Annotated in this window: 15 protein-coding genes; 11 read left to right on the top strand and 4 right to left on the bottom strand. The window is 59.2% G+C overall.

The window, feature by feature from the left end:
* Positions 1-46 precede the first annotated feature (46 nt).
* Positions 47-631: a TetR/AcrR family transcriptional regulator gene (locus tag AC27VU_RS01005; RefSeq protein WP_103483554.1), complete on the bottom strand. Its 585-nt coding sequence runs from the start codon at positions 629-631 to the stop codon at positions 47-49.
* Between the two features lie 196 nt (positions 632-827).
* Here AC27VU_RS01005 and AC27VU_RS01000 point away from each other — a divergent pair, with 196 nt between their 5' ends.
* The 11 genes from AC27VU_RS01000 (at position 828) to AC27VU_RS00950 (ending at position 14,005) form a co-directional block, all read left to right on the top strand.
* Positions 828-1,505, top strand: coding sequence for a type 1 glutamine amidotransferase domain-containing protein (locus AC27VU_RS01000; protein WP_488723184.1), 678 nt, complete (start codon positions 828-830; stop codon positions 1,503-1,505).
* A 96-nt stretch (positions 1,506-1,601) separates the two neighbouring features.
* Positions 1,602-2,726, top strand: a complete 1,125-nt coding sequence (locus tag AC27VU_RS00995) for an alkene reductase (RefSeq protein WP_488723183.1) — start codon at positions 1,602-1,604, stop codon at positions 2,724-2,726.
* Positions 2,727-2,968: 242 nt separating this feature from the next.
* A complete protein-coding gene (folE, locus tag AC27VU_RS00990; protein WP_103483412.1) occupies positions 2,969-3,529 on the top strand; it encodes a GTP cyclohydrolase I FolE in 561 nt (186 codons plus the stop codon).
* Between the two features lie 107 nt (positions 3,530-3,636).
* Positions 3,637-4,179: a DUF3833 domain-containing protein gene (locus AC27VU_RS00985; RefSeq protein ID WP_488723182.1), complete on the top strand. Its 543-nt coding sequence runs from the start codon at positions 3,637-3,639 to the stop codon at positions 4,177-4,179.
* 32 nt (positions 4,180-4,211) lie between these two features.
* Positions 4,212-4,517, top strand: a complete 306-nt coding sequence (locus AC27VU_RS00980; protein ID WP_003224897.1) for a DUF6482 family protein — start codon at positions 4,212-4,214, stop codon at positions 4,515-4,517.
* A gap of 25 nt (positions 4,518-4,542) precedes the next feature.
* A complete protein-coding gene (locus AC27VU_RS00975) occupies positions 4,543-6,081 on the top strand; it encodes a cryptochrome/photolyase family protein (RefSeq protein WP_488723181.1) in 1,539 nt (512 codons plus the stop codon).
* 159 nt (positions 6,082-6,240) lie between these two features.
* The gene (locus AC27VU_RS00970; RefSeq protein ID WP_488723180.1) at positions 6,241-8,430 is read left to right on the top strand and encodes an ATP-binding protein; all 2,190 of its coding nucleotides are present in this window, start codon (positions 6,241-6,243) and stop codon (positions 8,428-8,430) included.
* A 58-nt stretch (positions 8,431-8,488) separates the two neighbouring features.
* Positions 8,489-8,932, top strand: a complete 444-nt coding sequence (tspO, locus tag AC27VU_RS00965; RefSeq protein WP_488723179.1) for a tryptophan-rich sensory protein TspO — start codon at positions 8,489-8,491, stop codon at positions 8,930-8,932.
* 206 nt (positions 8,933-9,138) lie between these two features.
* Positions 9,139-11,544 carry a glucose/quinate/shikimate family membrane-bound PQQ-dependent dehydrogenase gene (locus AC27VU_RS00960; RefSeq protein WP_488723178.1) on the top strand — a complete coding sequence of 802 codons (2,406 nt, stop codon included), beginning with the start codon at positions 9,139-9,141 and terminating at the stop codon, positions 11,542-11,544.
* A gap of 105 nt (positions 11,545-11,649) precedes the next feature.
* Positions 11,650-12,936, top strand: a complete 1,287-nt coding sequence (locus AC27VU_RS00955; protein WP_488723177.1) for a carbohydrate porin — start codon at positions 11,650-11,652, stop codon at positions 12,934-12,936.
* 166 nt (positions 12,937-13,102) lie between these two features.
* Complete coding sequence (locus AC27VU_RS00950; RefSeq protein WP_488723176.1) at positions 13,103-14,005, top strand: bestrophin family protein; 903 nt, start codon at positions 13,103-13,105, stop codon at positions 14,003-14,005.
* A 51-nt stretch (positions 14,006-14,056) separates the two neighbouring features.
* Here the strand turns inward: AC27VU_RS00950 and AC27VU_RS00945 are convergent, their stop codons facing one another.
* From AC27VU_RS00945 to AC27VU_RS00935, 3 genes are all read right to left on the bottom strand, one after another.
* Positions 14,057-14,296, bottom strand: coding sequence for a hypothetical protein (locus AC27VU_RS00945; RefSeq protein ID WP_103483556.1), 240 nt, complete (start codon positions 14,294-14,296; stop codon positions 14,057-14,059).
* 367 nt (positions 14,297-14,663) lie between these two features.
* On the bottom strand, positions 14,664-15,293 hold the full coding sequence (locus AC27VU_RS00940; RefSeq protein ID WP_488723175.1) for a DUF3885 domain-containing protein: 630 nt from the start codon (positions 15,291-15,293) through the stop codon (positions 14,664-14,666).
* A 158-nt stretch (positions 15,294-15,451) separates the two neighbouring features.
* Positions 15,452-17,311, bottom strand: a complete 1,860-nt coding sequence (locus tag AC27VU_RS00935; RefSeq protein WP_488723174.1) for an ABC transporter ATP-binding protein — start codon at positions 17,309-17,311, stop codon at positions 15,452-15,454.
* Between the last annotated feature and the right edge of the window lie 64 nt (positions 17,312-17,375).

Here is a 17,375-nt window from a genome sequence, read left to right as displayed (position 1 = left end):
GATGCAGGCGTGCGCGTGGCTAAATCGCTATAAACCTTTGTTGTCCTCAGTTTTGCAGAAGCCGTTTCGTCATCACCATCGACGTCTGCAACGATTGCCCCGTGCGCTGCAGCTTGTTCAACAAACTGGCGCCCAACCAGAGTTGATAAAGGGTTTCTGCCAGTTGGCGAGCGTCGGTATCCGGCAGACTTTTATCCAGTTGCCCTTCTTCCAGGCACGTCGTGATACGCGCAACGATGCGCTCGGCGCCGTCACGCAGCGTGAGGCGCATCGACTCGGACAGGTCGGCGACCTCTGCGCTGAGCTTCACCACCAGGCATTCATCGCCATGGCCTTCAAGGGTGCAACGATTCTGCCAGCCCTGCCAGTAATCCATCAGCCGCTCGTAAGCGCTTAGCCCAGGCAGTGTCAGGCGTCGTTCCATGTCTGCGAGGTAGCCGACAAAGTAATCCTCGAGCAGCGCCTGCCCGTAGAGCTCTTTGGATTTGAAATAGTGATAGAACGAGCCCTTGGGCACACCGGCGGTCTGCAGGATCTCGCTCAGGCCAACGCTGGTGAAGCCCTTTTCGGCCATCATGCGGTGGCCGGTGTCGAGCAGGTGTTGGCGGGTATCGTCGTAGGTCGGTTTCATGGGGCGCAAAATACCAAACATTAGACCAGTCGTATATTTCTGATGAGCAGCAGTTTGCCACAGTGACCACTCGGGGACACGGTCGCAAAAATTTACTAGACGACCGGTCTAATATAAACCTATTCTGTGCCCGTCACTCCTTCCGAGGTGTCGCTGACGAACCCGTCGAGGACACCAGACCAACACAGGGCGCTCTATGAAAATCTTGATGGTTCTGACTTCCCACGATCAACTTGGCAACACCGGCAAGAAAACCGGCTTCTGGCTCGAAGAGTTCGCAGCTCCCTACTACGCCTTCAAGGATGCCGGTGCGCAGATCACCCTGGTATCACCGGCCGGCGGCCAGCCACCGCTCGATCCGAAAAGTGATGAGCCCGATGCACAGACCGCTGAAACCGACCGCTTCCGCAAGGACCCTGCTGCCCAACAGGCACTGGCCAATACCGGGCGCCTGGCGGATGTCAGCGCTGACGATTTCGATGCCGTGTTTTATCCGGGTGGCCATGGCCCGCTGTGGGATCTGGCCGAAGACGAACACTCGATCGCCTTGATCGAAGCCTTCGACCGCAGCAACAAACCTCACGGTTTTGTCTGCCATGCACCGGGCGTTCTGCGTCACGTGGTGGCTGCCGATGGCAAACCGTTGATTCAAGGCCGGGACGTCACCGGTTTCACCAATGCTGAAGAAGCCGCTGTGGGCCTGACGGATGTCGTGCCGTTCCTGATCGAGGACGAATTTCAGCGTCTCGGTGGGCGTTACTCCAAGGTGGCTGACTGGCAGGTTCACGTGGTGACCGATGGTCAACTGGTGACGGGTCAAAACCCTGCCAGCTCGGCAGCCGTCGCTGAAAAACTGCTGAAACTGTTGGCCTGAGCCCTCCAGCGCCCCAAACACCGTGCGCGTGACGCACGGTGTTTTTTTTACTGCATTACTAGTCGACTGGTCTAATAAGGTCAAAACAGGAATTACATGAAAAACAGCCCTTACTTCACCCCCGTCACCCTGGGCCTGCACACCTTGAAAAACCGCATCGTCCTGCCTCCCCTCACCCGCCAGCGCAGCACACAACCGGGCAATGTCGCCAACGCCTTGATGGCCGAGTATTACCAGCAACGTGCCGGCGCCGGTCTGCTGGTCACCGAAGGTACGCAGATCGAGCCTCGTGGTCAGGGCTACGCCTGGACGCCTGGCATTCATACCCCTGAACAAATTGTCGGATGGCGCAAAGTCACCGAAGCGGTGCATGCAAAGTACGGCGTGATATTCGCGCAGCTTTGGCACGTCGGACGTGTGTCCCACACCGCGTTGCAGCCCGATGGCGCGGCACCCGTTTCAGCTTCTGCCATCGCCACCGAGCGTGTCAGCGTGTTCATCGAAACCGCGCCGGGTGCTGGCGAGCTGGTTACACCCTCCGCGCCGCGAGCGCTGAGCACCGATGAAGTCCAGGAACTGGTTCAGCTTTATATTCAGGCGGCGCGCAATGCGATGGACGCCGGCTTCGACGGGATCGAACTGCACTGTGCCAACGGCTATCTGGTGAACCAGTTCATTTCTGCCCACAGCAATGTGCGCACCGATCAGTACGGTGGCTCGCTGCACAATCGCCTGCGTTTTCTGCGCGAAGTGGTATCGGGTGTCGCCGAGTGCATCGGCAAGGAGAAAGTCGGCGTGCGGTTCGCGCCATTGTTCACCACCACCGATGAAGCGCGAACCTATCTGGGCATGGTGGAAGAAGACCCGCACACCACTTATATCGAAGCGATCAAGGTGCTTGAGGATGTGGGCATTGCCTACCTGTCAATCGCTGAAGCTGACTGGGACGACGCGCCCGTGATGCCGCAGACCTTCCGCCGTGCAGTGCGCGACACCTTCAGTGGCGCGATCATCTATGCCGGGCGCTACAACGCTGAGTCCGGCGCACAATTGCTTGAGTCGGGACTGGCCGATCTGGTGGCTTTCGGTCGTCCGTTCATGGCCAACCCGGACCTGCCGGCGCGCATCGCTAATGACTGGCCGCTCAATCCGTTGAATCCCGCCACGGTCTACGGCGGCAATACCGAAGGCTATGTGGATTACCCGACCTACAGCGAATAATTCACCGAATTCGCAACGCGCTCCCATTTTCCCCGGGAGCGCATCCTCTTCTCCCTGCTACACCCGCAACCTCACGCGCTGCGATGTGAGGTTCGCGCATCTGCACAAAAAAGATCTCCGATTCATTGTCAGGTGGATTTTTTCAGCCTATCTTGAATAAAACCTATACAAAGCACTTCATTGCGTACAACTCTTCCGCTATGGATTGGCCCTCACGCACAGCACCGCCGCGAGCACCCTGAATGAACCCACTACTTGCCAGCCATTACCGTGAAATCCTCATCGGCGTCGGCGAAGACCCCGAGCGTGAAGGCCTGCTGGATACGCCCAAACGTGCGGCCAAAGCGATGCAGTATCTGTGCAATGGCTACACGATGAGCCTTGAAGACGTCACCAACGGCGCCCTGTTCGAGTCGCAGAGCGATGAGATGGTCATCGTCAGTGACATCGAGCTCTATTCCTTGTGTGAGCACCACATGCTGCCCTTCATCGGCAAGGCGCACGTGGCGTACATCCCCACCGGCAGAGTGCTGGGGCTGTCGAAGGTAGCGCGCGTGGTGGACATGTTTGCCCGTCGCCTGCAGATCCAGGAAAACCTCACCCGGCAAATCGCCGAGGCGATCCAGCAGATCACCGATGCCGCCGGTGTGGCCGTGGTCATTGAAGCAAGACACATGTGCATGATGATGCGCGGCGTGGAAAAGCAGAACTCGATCATGACGTCCTCGGTGATGCTCGGCGCCTTCCGTGACAGCTCCACGACGCGTCAGGAGTTCCTGCAATTGATCGGGCGGCGAAGTTGATTTCCGACCTTCGACAGGTGCGATAAACCTGTACACGGCAAACCCACTGTACAAGCACGATATTCCCAACTTCACCCTCCATACCTGTGCACTCAGGGAGAACGGCAATGGCCCGACTTGTGCTCTTACTGGCTCTGGTACTCGGCGTTGCGAGCTGCGGTAGCGTGGATGTCGCCCGCTATGCGGATCAGCAACCGGCGCTGGATCTGCAGCGCTTTTTCAGCAAACCCGTAAAAGCCTGGGGGATGTTTCAGAAGCGCTCCGGGGAAGTGGTCAAGCGTTTCGAGGTCGACATCGTCAGCCATCGTGAAGGCGACAACCTGATTCTCGATGAGCACTTCCTGTACAGCGACGGCACGCGCCAACGTCGCGTCTGGACCCTGACGCCGGAGGGCCAGGGACGCTGGAGCGGTCGTGCGGGTGACGTGGTGGGTGTCGCCACAGGCCAGGTCGCCGGCAATGCGTTGCACTGGCGTTATCACCTGAATCTGCCGGTCGATGGCTCGACCTATGAAATGAGCATGGACGACTGGATGTACCAGATGGACGAGGACACGCTGATCAACCGCACCAGCATGTCCAAGCTCGGTGTTGAAGTCGGCCAGGTGACCTTGTTCTTCCGTCGCCAGGGCGCGGGGGAAAACCAATGAACAGTGCTGAATTGATAGGCAAGGAGTGAAGCATGAATCTGCAAACCCTGACCGAGCGTGCGGCCAACAGCGAAATACGTGAGCTGGAACTGCTGTCGCTTGAAGGTGGTTTTTACCTGGCCCGCATCCGCTTGGATCACGGCCAGTTCACCTTGCTCGACGACGCGGCGAAACCGATGCACCTGCGCTCGATCACCCATCTGCGTGACTTGTTGCAGACCGTACCGGCATTCCCCTGCGTGCTGGTGCAGCAATGCGTGCACGACGAAATGTGCGGGCGTGATGCAGACCCGGTCGAAGAACTGCGCATTCCGTTTTCGCTGACCACACCGTTATGAAACGAATGCTGCCGGATCGCACTGAATGAACCAGAATCGTCGGTTGTGCCTGGTGCTGGGCGATCAGTTGTCCTTCGACCTGGCTTCATTGCAGGCACTTGATAGCGAGCGCGACACCGTGCTGCTGGTCGAGGTCATGGAAGAAGCCAGCCATGTGCCGCACCACCCGCAAAAGATTGCCCTGATCTTCAGCGCCATGCGTCATTTCGCACAGGCACTGCGAGACCAGGGCGTTCGTGTCGAATATGTGACCCTGGATGATCCGCACAACAGGGGTTCAGTGCCGGGGGAATTACACCGTTGGCAACAGCGGCTGCAGGCCGAGGAAGTGCACATCACCGAGTGCGGGGACTGGCGACTGGAGCAGTCGATCAAGGACTGTGGGCTGCCCGTTTATTGGCACGCCGACACGCGTTTTCTGTGCAGTCGTGCCGAGTTTGCCGCTTGGGCTGCCGGCAAAAAGCAGTTGCGCATGGAGTTCTTTTATCGCGAGATGCGCCGCAAGAGTCGCTTGCTGCTCAACGGCGACGGCACGCCGGTGGGCGGCGCGTGGAATTTCGATGCGGAGAATCGCAAGGCCCTGCCCAAAGGCGTGAAGGCGCCCTACCCGGCCCGCTTCAGCAACGACGCCATCACCCGTGAAGTGCTTGCGTTGGTGAAGACGCGCTTCAGCCAGCACTACGGCGCACTCGACGACTTCAACTACCCGGTCACCCATGCCGACGCGCAGGCGCTGTGGGCATACTTTCTGGATTATGGTCTGGCAGGATTCGGCGACTATCAGGACGCCATGGCCAGTGATGAACCGTTCCTGTTTCATGCGCGGATCAGCGCCGCACTCAACATTGGCCTGTTGGATTTGCGACAGCTGTGCAGCGATGTCGAATCGGCCTATTGGTCAGGAAGGATTGCGCTGAATGCGGCCGAAGGCTTCATTCGCCAACTGATCGGCTGGCGAGAATATGTGCGCGGCGTGTACTGGCTGAAAATGCCGGACTACGCACTGGGCAATGCATTCGGCAACAGCCGGCCATTGCCCGAGTTCTACTGGACCGGTGCTACGCAGATGAACTGCATGCGCCAGGCCATCGGCCAGAGTCTGCAGCATGCCTATGCGCATCACATTCAGCGGCTGATGGTCACCGGCAATTTCGCCCTGCTCGCCGGGATCGCGCCGAGCCAGATCTGTGAGTGGTACCTGGCGATCTACATGGATGCCTTCGACTGGGTCGAGCTGCCCAACACGCTGGGCATGGTCATGCACGCCGATGGCGGTTATCTCGGTTCCAAACCTTATTGCGCCAGTGGCCAATACATCAATCGCATGTCCGACTACTGCCGCGGTTGCGCCTACAAGGTCAGCGAAAGTACGGCTGACAATGCCTGTCCGTTCAATGCGTTGTACTGGCATTTCCTGATGCGCCACGGTGATCTGCTGCGCGGCAATCAGCGCATGGCGATGATGTACAAGAACCTGGACCGTATGCCGCAAGCCAAGCAGGATGCGCTGTGGCAACGCGGGCAGAACCTGTTGGCCCGCCTGGATAATGGCGAGTCGATTTGAAATGAACGCTCGCTTGCGCGGGTGGTGAAACTTAAGCACAGCGCGCCCGGTCAACGGATGATCGGCGCTCGAGTCGCCTGCGAGCGCAACGTCCACTGCTCGTGTTGTGCCTACGCGCGCTATGAAGCCAGACCCTGAAAATTCAACAAAGCAGGTCACATGGATACCCTTGAACACCTTAGCCGCGAAGCGCTTGAGTCAGAGGTAAGGCGATTGCGCGCGGCGCTTCAGAGCACCCTGGTCGACACGCAGGTCGTTGACCTCGATCGCGACATGGCGGCGCAACTGCAAGCCAGTCGGGATGCGCTCGCCCGCAGTGAGGCACGCTTCATCACCATTCTGGAAACCATCGAATCGGCGTTCGCCATCGTCAAGGTCAAATTCGACGCTGACGATAAACCCGTCGATTACTACTTCGTCGAAGCCAACCCGGCGTTCGAACACCAGTGCGGGGTCAACCTGCGCGGCAAATGGGTGACCGAGTTCGCGCCCAATCTGGAAAGTTTCTGGTTCGAAACCTACGGCCACGTGGCCAAAACTGGTGAGCCCGCGAACTTCGAAAATTACGCCAACACCTTTGAACGCTGGTTCGACGTGCGCGCGGTGCGTGTCGGCGATCCGGCCGACCGGCAGATAGCGATCCTGTTCAACGACGTCACCGAGCGGCGCGACGCCGAGGAGCGTTTGCGTGCCAGTGAAGCGCTGGCGCGGGAGAACGTCGAGCGTGTGCAACTGGCGCTCGCCGCCGGCGCAATTATCGGAACCTGGCACTGGGACTTGCCCACCGACCGTTTCGCGGTGGACGAAGCGTTCGCCCGGGTGTTCGACCTCGACCCGGCACTGGGCCGCGAAGGGCTCAGCCTCGAACAAGTGATCACCACCGTGCATCCCGACGACAAGGATGGACTGACCAGCGCGATCAACGAGGCCATCGGCCGTGGTGGCGCCTATTCCCACCAGTACCGTGTGCGCCGTGCGGACGGCAAGTACCAGTGGATCGAGGCCAACGGCCGTGTTGAATGTGCCGATGATGGAACCCCGCTGCGCTTTCCCGGCGTGCTGATCGACGTCGAGGAACGGCGTAATGTCGAAGCGGAGCGCGACCGCGCCATCGCCGCGTTGCGTGCGCTCAACGATACGTTGGAGCAGCGCGTGTCATCGCGCACTGCAGAACTGATGCAAGCCGAAGAGAAGCTGCGGCAGTCGCAGAAAATGGAGGCCGTCGGCCAACTGACCGGGGGCCTGGCGCATGACTTCAACAATCTGCTGGCCGGCATTTCCGGCGCGCTGGAGTTGATGGGCGCGCGGATCAGCCAAGGCCGATTGGGTGAAGTCGACAAGTACATGGTGACCGCACAGGGCGCGGTCAAACGTGCAGCCGCCCTGACCCACCGTCTGCTGGCGTTCTCCAGACGCCAGACCCTTGATCCGCGGCCAACCGACGTCAACACGCTGATGACCGGCATGACCGAACTGATCCAGCGTACGGTCGGCCCCAGCATCGTCCTGGAAACCCGCGCCGCGCCCGGGCTCTGGCCAACGCTGGTCGATGCCAGCCAGTTGGAGAATGCCCTGCTGAACCTGTGCATCAACGCCCGCGATGCCATGCCGGACGGCGGGCGCATCACCATCGAAACGGCCAACCGTACGCTGGACTCCGAGACTGCCCGCGCGCTGGACATGCCCGAAGGCCAATACCTGTGCCTGTGTGTGACCGATACCGGCACCGGCATGACCGCGGATGTCATCGCCAAGGCCTTCGACCCGTTTTTCACCACCAAACCGCTGGGCCAGGGCACGGGGCTGGGGCTGTCGATGATTTACGGTTTCGCCAAGCAGTCCGGTGGCCAGGTGCGTGTGCATTCGCAGGTCGGCCATGGCACCGAGATGTGCATCTACCTGCCTCGTTACCATGGTGAACCGGTGCCGAACCACGATGACCGGGATACTGCTCCGTTGGCATTACCAAAGGCCGGCGAAACGATTCTGGTGGTGGACGACGAGCCTACGGTGCGCGCGTTGTTGACGGATGTACTCGGCGATCTGGGCTACACCTTGATAGAGGCCGCTGACAGTGTGGTCGGGCTGAAGATGTTGCGCTCGGACATTCACATCGACTTGCTGATCACTGACGTCGGCTTGCCGGGTGGCATGAACGGTCGACAACTGGCCGATGCCGGCCGGGAAATCCGCCAGAACCTCAAGACCCTGTTCATTACCGGGTACGCAGAAAACGCGGTGATTGGCGCCGGTCAATTGGGCCCGGACATGCAGGTGCTGACCAAGCCGTTTGCCGTCGACACGCTGGTGGCGCGGGTCAGTGACCTGATGGCGATGAAATCCGAATGAGCGACCGTTGCGGCGCTATAACCCCAGACAGAGTGGCTGCGGCCAAGGAGTGACAATGGTGACTTTTCTGATTTTTCTGATCGCGTGCGGCGCTGCAGCAAGTACCGGGGTGATTTTCAAACCCGGTCAATGGTACGAAGGGCTTAACAAACCCGGATTCACCCCACCCAACTGGGCGTTTCCGGTGGCCTGGACGATTATCTATCTACTGCTGGCCTGGGCCGGCTATCGCTTGAGCCTGATTCCTGGCAGTCAGACAGTACTGGCGCTGTGGGCGGCGCAGATTGCCTTGAACACGTTGTGGACGCCGGTGTTCTTCGGCGCGCATCAGGTGGCGGCTGCCATGGTGATTCTGCTGGTGCTGTGGCTGGTGGTCGCGGTGATGGTGTTTATGGCGTTGCGCCTGGATTTGATCACCGGGTTGATCCTGTTTCCGTATCTGGCCTGGCTGAGTGTGGCGGCGGCGTTGAATTTTTCGATTCTGCGTAATAATCGTGGTTGATGGCGACAGCTGTCATAACTCACATTTTTTCTGACAAAAAGGCTTATTTGCAGGCATTCAAAATATCTTTCCAGCCCCTTGAAAGCGCAGGTCCCCGCTCAGGACGGGGATTTCGCAATGAACAACAGTTCATTACTGAATTAGTGATTTAACTAGGTAGTTACCTATCTATATAATGCACGCCTCATTTCAACGGGACATTCAACGTGAAGCAGAGTCAACGCCTCTCGGGCATATCAAAATTCATTCTGGTCGGGCTGGGGGTGATCATCGCCCTGCTCGGCCTGGCACTTGCGGCTGGCGGAGTGAAGCTGGTCAGCCTGGGAGGGTCGTGGTACTTCCTCGTGGGTGGTCTGGTGATGGCCGTTTCCGGTCTGCTGATCGCTCGCTTCAAGACTGCCGGCGCCTGGCTTTTCGCGGCATTTCTGGTGGGGACAGCGATCTGGGCGGTGAGCGATGTCGGGCTGGTGTTCTGGCCGGTGTTCTCGCGTCTGTTCATGTTCAGTGCCGTGGGCCTGGCGGTGACGCTGGTCTACCCGCTGCTCAAACGTGCCAACGGTGGTGTTCCGGGTCGTGGCGCTTACGGCGTTGCCGCTGTGCTGGCCGTGGGACTGGCGGTGGCTGCCGGCAACATGTTCGTTGCGCACCCGACCGTCGCTGCCACCGGCACTGGCCCGGGCTTGACCCCGGTTGAGCCAGACAAGGCGCAAAAAGACTGGGCGCACTACGGCAATACCGAAGGCGGCAGCCGCTTTGCTGCGCTGGACCAGATCAACCGCAACAACGTCGACAAGCTCAAAGTGGCGTGGACCTACCACACCGGTGACGTCGCCGAGAGCGATGGCAACGGTGCCGAAGACCAGCTCACCCCGTTGCAGATCGGCAACAAGGTGTTCATCTGCACCCCGCACAACAACCTGATCGCGCTGGATGCCGACACCGGCAAAGAGCTGTGGAAGAACGCGATCAACGCCAAATCCAAAGTCTGGCAGCGTTGCCGTGGCATGGCTTATTTCGATGCGACCAAGAGCATCGCTCAGCCAAGCAACTCGAGCATCATCGAAGCCAAGCCTGCGCCGGCTGCCAATTGCCAGCGCCGTCTGCTGACCAACACCATAGATGCCCGCCTGATCGCGGTCGATGCCGACACTGGCGAGTTCTGCCAGGGTTTCGGCAACAACGGCCAGGTTGATCTGAAGGCCGGTCTCGGCGATGTGCCGGACAGCTACTACCAGCTCTCCTCCGCGCCGTTGATGGCCGGCACCACTGTGGTGGTCGGCGGTCGAGTCGCCGACAACGTACAGACCGACATGCCGGGCGGCGTGATCCGTGGTTTTGACGTGATCACCGGGGCCATGCGCTGGGCCTTCGACCCAGGCAACCCGCAGGATAAAAAGGCCCCGGCGGAAGGCAGCACCTATGTGCGCAGCACGCCGAACAGCTGGGCGCCGATGTCCTACGATCCGGCGACCAACACCGTGTTCCTGCCGATGGGCAGCTCGTCCACCGACATCTATGGTGTCGAGCGCAGCAAACTCGATCACACCTACGGCGCCTCGATCCTCGCGCTGGACGCCACCACCGGTGATGAACGCTGGGTGTTCCAGACCGTGCACAACGATCTCTGGGACTTTGACCTGCCGATGCAGCCGAGCCTGATCGACTTCACCAAGGACGGCAAAACCGTTCCGGCGCTGGTCATCGGCACCAAGGCCGGGCAGATCTACGTGCTCGACCGTGCCACCGGCAAGCCGTTGACCGACGTTAAAGAAGTACCGGTCAAAGCCGCCAACATCCCGAACGAACCATACTCGCCAACCCAGCCAAAATCGGTGGGCATGCCGCAGATCGGAGCCCAGCACCTGACTGAATCGGACATGTGGGGCGCCACCCCGTACGACCAGTTGCTATGCCGGATCGATTTCAAATCGATGCGTTATGACGGCTTGTACACCGCACCAGGCACTGACAAATCGCTGAGCTTCCCGGGTTCGCTGGGTGGCATGAACTGGGGCAGCATCTCCACTGACCCGGTGCACGGTTTCATCTTCGTCAACGACATGCGCCTGGGTCTGTGGATTCAGATGATCCCGTCGCAGAACAAGGCGCAGGCCTCCTCTGGTGGCGAGGCGTTGAACACCGGCATGGGCGCGGTACCGCTCAAAGGCACGCCTTACGCGGTCAACAAAAACCGCTTCCTGTCGGTGGCCGGCATTCCGTGCCAGGCACCGCCGTTCGGCACCCTGACGGCCATTGACATGAAGACTCAGAAAATCGCCTGGCAGGTTCCGGTCGGCACCGTTGAAGACACAGGTCCCTTGGGCATTCGCATGCACCTGCCGATCAAGATCGGTCTGCCGACCCTCGGCGGCACCCTGTCGACCCAAGGTGGCCTGATCTTCATCGCCGGCACCCAGGACTTCTACCTGCGCGCCTTCAACAGCGCCAATGGCGAAGAAATCTGGAAAGCGCGTCTGCCGGTCGGCAGTCAGGGAGGCCCGATGACCTACGTTTCGCCGAAAACCGGCAAGCAGTACATCGTCGTCACCGCCGGTGGTGCACGTCAGTCGACCGATCGCGGCGACTACGTGATGGCCTACGCCTTGCCGTAAGCCGCAGCGCCCGTGCTGAACACGGGCGCTTTCTTTTTGCGCGCGGCACCTGAGGGTGCCGCGCCGCTTTCCGATAGCGCTACAGATTTGAGCAGGAAGATCTCCATGTTTGGTTTTACTCGTAACGGCTGGGTCAACGGCGTGCTGTTGGGCCTGACCTGCACCACCCTGCCCGCCTTCGCCGATACCGATTCGAACCTGTTGACCCGCAACACCCTGACCGGCGATTGGGGCGGTCTGCGGCATCAGATGGACGAAGACGGGATCAAATTCACCGGCGATTACACCGGGGAAATGGCCTACAACGCCGATGGCGGCCTGCACCGCTCCGGCCGTTACTCGCAGAACATCAAGCTCGGCGCGCAGTTCGACCTGAGCAAGTTGTATGGCGTAGAGAACGCCGGCAAGGTCCAGCTGACGATCAACGACCGCCGCGGCAACAGCGCCTCGGAAGATCTGGTTGGCAACCGTCTGCCGATCCAGGAAAACTACGGCGGCCTCTACACCCGCCTGACCGAACTGAGCTATGAGCGCAGCCTGTTCACCCCGGCGCTCAACGTGAAGCTCGGTTACATGGCCATGGGCAACGACCTCGGCGGCCTCGACAGCGGCATTCTGTGCAACTTCATGAACGCTGGTTTCTGCGGCCATCCGCTGAACATGTCCGGCGGCAGCGGCTGGACCAACTACCCGAACGCGCACTTGGGTGTGCGGGTGAAATACGACTTGTCGTCCTCGTGGCAACTGCGCGTGGCCGCGTTCAACGTCGATCCCGAAAGCAACGGCAACTCCAGCCGCGCCTGGCATCTGGGCCCGAAACACACCACTGGTACCGTGGTGCCGATCGAGTTGGTGTACAAGCACGCGGGTGAATTGCCCGGCGAATACAAGGTTGGTTACTACTACGACAGCTCCGACGTGAAACGCATCGGCAGCGACAAAGAAGTGTCCGGTCGTGGCGGTCACTATCTGCTGATCGATCAGGCCGTATGGAGTTCGCCAACGTCCGAGGGCCGCAGCCTGCATGCCTTCGGCCAATACTCGGCGGCCAGCGAAGCGGCATCGCCATTCAGCAAGTGGTACGGCACGGGTCTGGTGTTGTACAAACCGTTCGAAGGTCGCCCGCGTGACACCGTCGCTCTTGGCTACGGCCGCGCTGTGCCTAATCCGCGCAGCCGCGACGTGCAACAGGACGCCGCCATGGCCAATGGCACGCAGTTCCCGAACCTGGACAGTGGCGAGCAACTGATCGAACTCGGCTACGGCTATCAGGCCACGCCGTGGCTGACGCTGCGCCCGAACATGCAATACATCATCGAACCGGGCGCGTTTTCCGGGCAGAACATCGACAATGCGTTGGTGTTTGGCTTGCAGGTTAAAGCTTCACTCTGAGCCTTCTGGCGAAACTTCAGGCAATAAAAAGCCCGGCGTGATTGCCGGGTTTTTTATTGCTCGCAAATTGTCGTAACCAAGATGCTCGGTCAACACCGAACCTTTACCCCCGAACCAGCGTCCGAGCTAAGGCGTTCACGCTTACCGCTCGCCACGAGGTTCCCGTTTGAAAGCTGCCATCGTCAAAAAATACCGTCTGATGATCAAGACCATGGGCTATGTGGGCTGGTCGCTGTTCTGGCTGTTGCTCTGGGACATCGCCGTCACCGTCGATTTCATGTTGTTCCTCAACGCCAAGATCAACCTGCCGCTGATGCCTCTGACTTTGCTCGGTTCAGCGCTGGTGGTGCTGATCAGTTTCCGCAACAGCAGCGCCTACAACCGTTGGTGGGAAGCGCGAACGCTGTGGGGCATGATGATCAACAACTCCCGCAGCTTCGCCCGCCAGGTGCTGACGCTGCTGGATGACCCCGATAACGAAGTGAATCCGCTGAAAGCGACGCTGTTGCGCCGCCATGTGGCGTATGTCAATTGCCTAGCAGCGCACTTGCGCGGTCAGCCATGTCCGGAGGAAGTCCGCGCGTTCATCCCGGCAGATGAATTCGCCCGCAGCGGCACCACCAACAACTTTGCCAACAACATCCTCACCGGTTCGGCATCCCTGCTAGCCCGGGAATACAAAGCCGGGCGCCTGGACAGCATTCGTCTGGCACGGCTGGAATCGACGATGGTCGAGCTGTCCAACAGCCAGGGCGGAATGGAGCGGATCGCCAATACCCCGCTGCCCTACCCTTACGTTTACTTCCCGCGCCTGTTTATCTCGCTGTTCTGCCTGATCGTGCCGGTGGGGTTGGTGGAATCGCTGGGCTGGTTCACCCCGCTCGCCTCGACCGTGGTGGGCTTCATGCTGCTGGCCATCGAACGCATCGGCACCGATCTGCAAAGCCCGTTTCGCCATAGCGAGCACCAGATCCAGATGGAGGCCCTGTGCGAAACCATCGAGAAAAACCTGCAGTCGATGCAGCGTGATTCCTTGGGGGATGCGCGCAGGGTTGAAGAAACGGTTTGAAGACGTGATCTGAGGGACGCCAGGGCGTGAAGCCCTGGCGAGTCGCAAGTGTTACTTTTTCTTTTTCGCCGGCTTGTCTGCCTTTTTGGAGTCCTTGGCCTTTTCCGGCTTGCTATCGGCTTTTTTTGCAGACTTCTTCGGTTCGGCGTCTTTCTTCTTGTCTTTCTTGTCGGAAGACTTTGAAAGCGCCGAGGCTGCAGCTGACTTCTTGTCCGGCGAGGACTTTTTGTCTTTCAAATCCTTGCTGGCTTTCGAAGCGTCATCTTTGCTTTTCTTCTCGTCTTTAGCCACGTTTGACCACCTCTCGGAATATGCCGGTATTGGCACAGCGCCTGTGCAATTGATCACAGGTTGATCATTAGGCGTACGCGTTCGGACGGGGTTCAGATTATTTGGAGGCCTCGACTGGTTGAATCCACATCCGAAAGCGGTCATAGGGTTTTGCTGGCAGACGGCACCAGGCCCACGACAAGTGCCTCTATTAATGCACTGACCTTGGGAAGAGCCTGACGGCTCCTTGGCCAAATCAGATTGATCGCCAGACCACCGGTAGGTGAGTGCCCGATTGCCGCCTGTGCGGCAGGTTGCAACTGACTAGAATGAAACGATGGACATGAGAGCTGCAGGCACGGTTTCAGCTCCAATTCAAGCAAAGACGCTAACTCGCAAGCCCTTGGAATGTGCTGTCCATCGTGTGTCGGTCGTAACCCAACAGATATATATGATGCTGACGATACAGCTGTGAAAGAAAATCTTTGTTGGGGCCGACTACATCCATACCTCTGTCGTCGTACGGAAAAACCATGACGTGCTTCTTCAAATTGAAAAGGTATACAGCGCATTCGGGGTTAGGCTGAATTGCGCCAAAGTCACTAGCCAAAGCACACCAAAGAAATGCTTGAAGCAGAGTCGCTGGCGCTTCAAATGCAACGTTGATCCAATACTCCGGCTCACTTTCGCAAAGCCATTCCTCGGGGTCTATTTTTTCACTCCAGACTGAGCGTTGCGTGGGTATGTTGATACCGGCAGAACGGAGAGCGAGAATCCGGGATCTATGAGCAAATTGATTGCTACCAGAATGAACGCGCAGACAAGCAACAAGCGTCGCATCATCAAGGAAGATATCGCTGCAGATCTTCGTTGATTTTAGAAGTGCCGTTTGAAATTGCTGAATCACTCCACCCGTTTCAGAGAGTTCAAAACGCAGACCTCCTGGATAGGAATAGAAAAGTGGTCTGGCAAATGCGCATCCCCCAAACATCCTGTCAATTTCAAGTTGTAGATTCACTTTATCCCTCATGGCTAACTAATAGCCCGATTCTCTAGCCATGGGCGCTGCCAAGATCTCAGCCAAGCCGCAGCGCCCGCGTCGCTTTTAGCCGTTAACGGCCAATCAGCTGTTTAATGCCATCGACTTATCGCCTCCCCGGCCGCACACCCTCTTACTCACGCCTGATCCAACGCCTCGATCACACCTTTGTCCTCACCCAGGAAGCCGCCGCTCTGATGCGCCCACAGCCGCGCATAAACACCATTCTTCTCCAGCAATTCGGAATGGGTGCCCTGCTCGATGATGCGCCCGTCATCCATGACAATCAGCCGATCCATCGCCGCAATCGTCGACAGTCGATGGGCAATCGCAATCACGGTTTTGCCCTGCATCATTTCATCGAGGCTTTCCTGAATCGCCACTTCGACTTCCGAGTCCAGCGCACTGGTGGCTTCGTCGAGTAGCAGGATCGGCGCGTTCTTCAGCATCACGCGGGCAATCGCCACACGTTGGCGCTGGCCGCCAGACAGCTTGATCCCGCGCTCGCCCACCAAGGTGTCGTAACCGGTGTGTCCTTGCCGATCGCTCAACTGGCTGATGAACTCATCAGCCTGAGCGTTGGCAGCGGCGCGGCGGATCTGTGCGTCGGTGGCATCGGGGCGGCCGTAGGCGATGTTGTCGCGAATCGAACGGTGCAGCAGCGAAGTGTCCTGGGTGACCATGCCGATCGCACTGCGCAGGCTGTCCTGAGTCACGTGCGCAATGTTCTGGCCGTCGATACGGATCTCGCCGCTGTCGACATCATAGAACCGCAGCAGCAGGTTGATCAGCGTCGACTTGCCGGCGCCGGAGCGCCCTACCAAACCGATTTTTTCGCCGGGGCGAATACTCAGGCTCAGGCCATCGAGCACCTGACGCTCGCCACCGTAGTTGAACTTCACCTTGTCGAACGTCACCGCGCCGCCAGAAGTGACCAGCACGCCGGCGTCCGGCGCGTCCTGCACCTTGGTGCCTTGGGTCAGCGTGGCCATGCCGTCCTGAACGGTGCCGATGCTTTCGAACAGCGAGGTCATCTGCCACATGATCCAGTTCGACATGCCATTGATCCGCAACGCCATGGCAGTGATCGCCGCCACCGCACCGGCGCCGACATCGCCCTGATGCCACAGCCACAGGGCGTAACCACCGGCGGACATGATCAACCCGACTACCAGCGCCTGGTTGACGATCTCGAACAGGCTGACCAGACGCATCTGGCGAAAACCGGTCTGCTTGAAATCCTCCATCGCCGCCCGCGCGAAGTGCGCTTCGCGATTGGAATGGGAGAACAGCTTGACCGTGGTGATGTTGGTGTAAGCGTCGGCGATACGCCCGGTCATCATCGACCGCGCATTGGCTTGCTCCTGTCCGACCTTGCCCAGACGCGGTACGAAGTACCACATCGCCAAGCCAAACAGCACGACCCAAGCAAGAAACGGCAGCATCAGTTTCAACGCAAAGCCGCCGGCCAGGGCGATGATCGCGATGAAGTACACACCGATCCCAGGCAAGATCTCGATCATGGTGAACAGCACGTCGCGTACAGCGAGCGCCGTCTGCATCACCTTGGTCGTGACCCGACCGGAAAACTCATCGGAGAAAAACGAAAGGCTTTGCCGCAGCATCAGCCGGTGGAAATCCCAGCGCAGGCGCAATGGCAGGTTAATCGCCAGGATCTGATGCTGGACCATGGTGCGCAACGCCACCAGCCCGACACTGAGCACCATGACGATGCCCATGCCCCACAGCACGCGGCTTTCTTGCACAGCCGCTTCGCCGCCAGCCTGCCACGTCGAAAGCAGGTCCACGACCTGACCGAGGAACGAAAACAGCCACGCTTCGTAAATCGACACGGCGGCACTGAGCAACGCCAGCGCCAGGATGTAGCCGCGTGCACCCCGGGTGCAGGCCCACAGGAATTTAGCCAGACCGTTGGGCGGCGGTGGCACCTCGTCAGGCGGGAAAGGGTCGAGTCTTCGTTCAAACACACGAAGCATGGTGTTCTCCAAAACAGTCAAGTCAGGGAGATTCTGCCATCGAATGGAGGCTGGGAGGTCTTTG

The sequence above is a fragment of the Pseudomonas sp. 14P5.3.2 genome (assembly GCF_057799175.1).
This window is presented reverse-complemented; position numbering and strand designations above follow the sequence as displayed.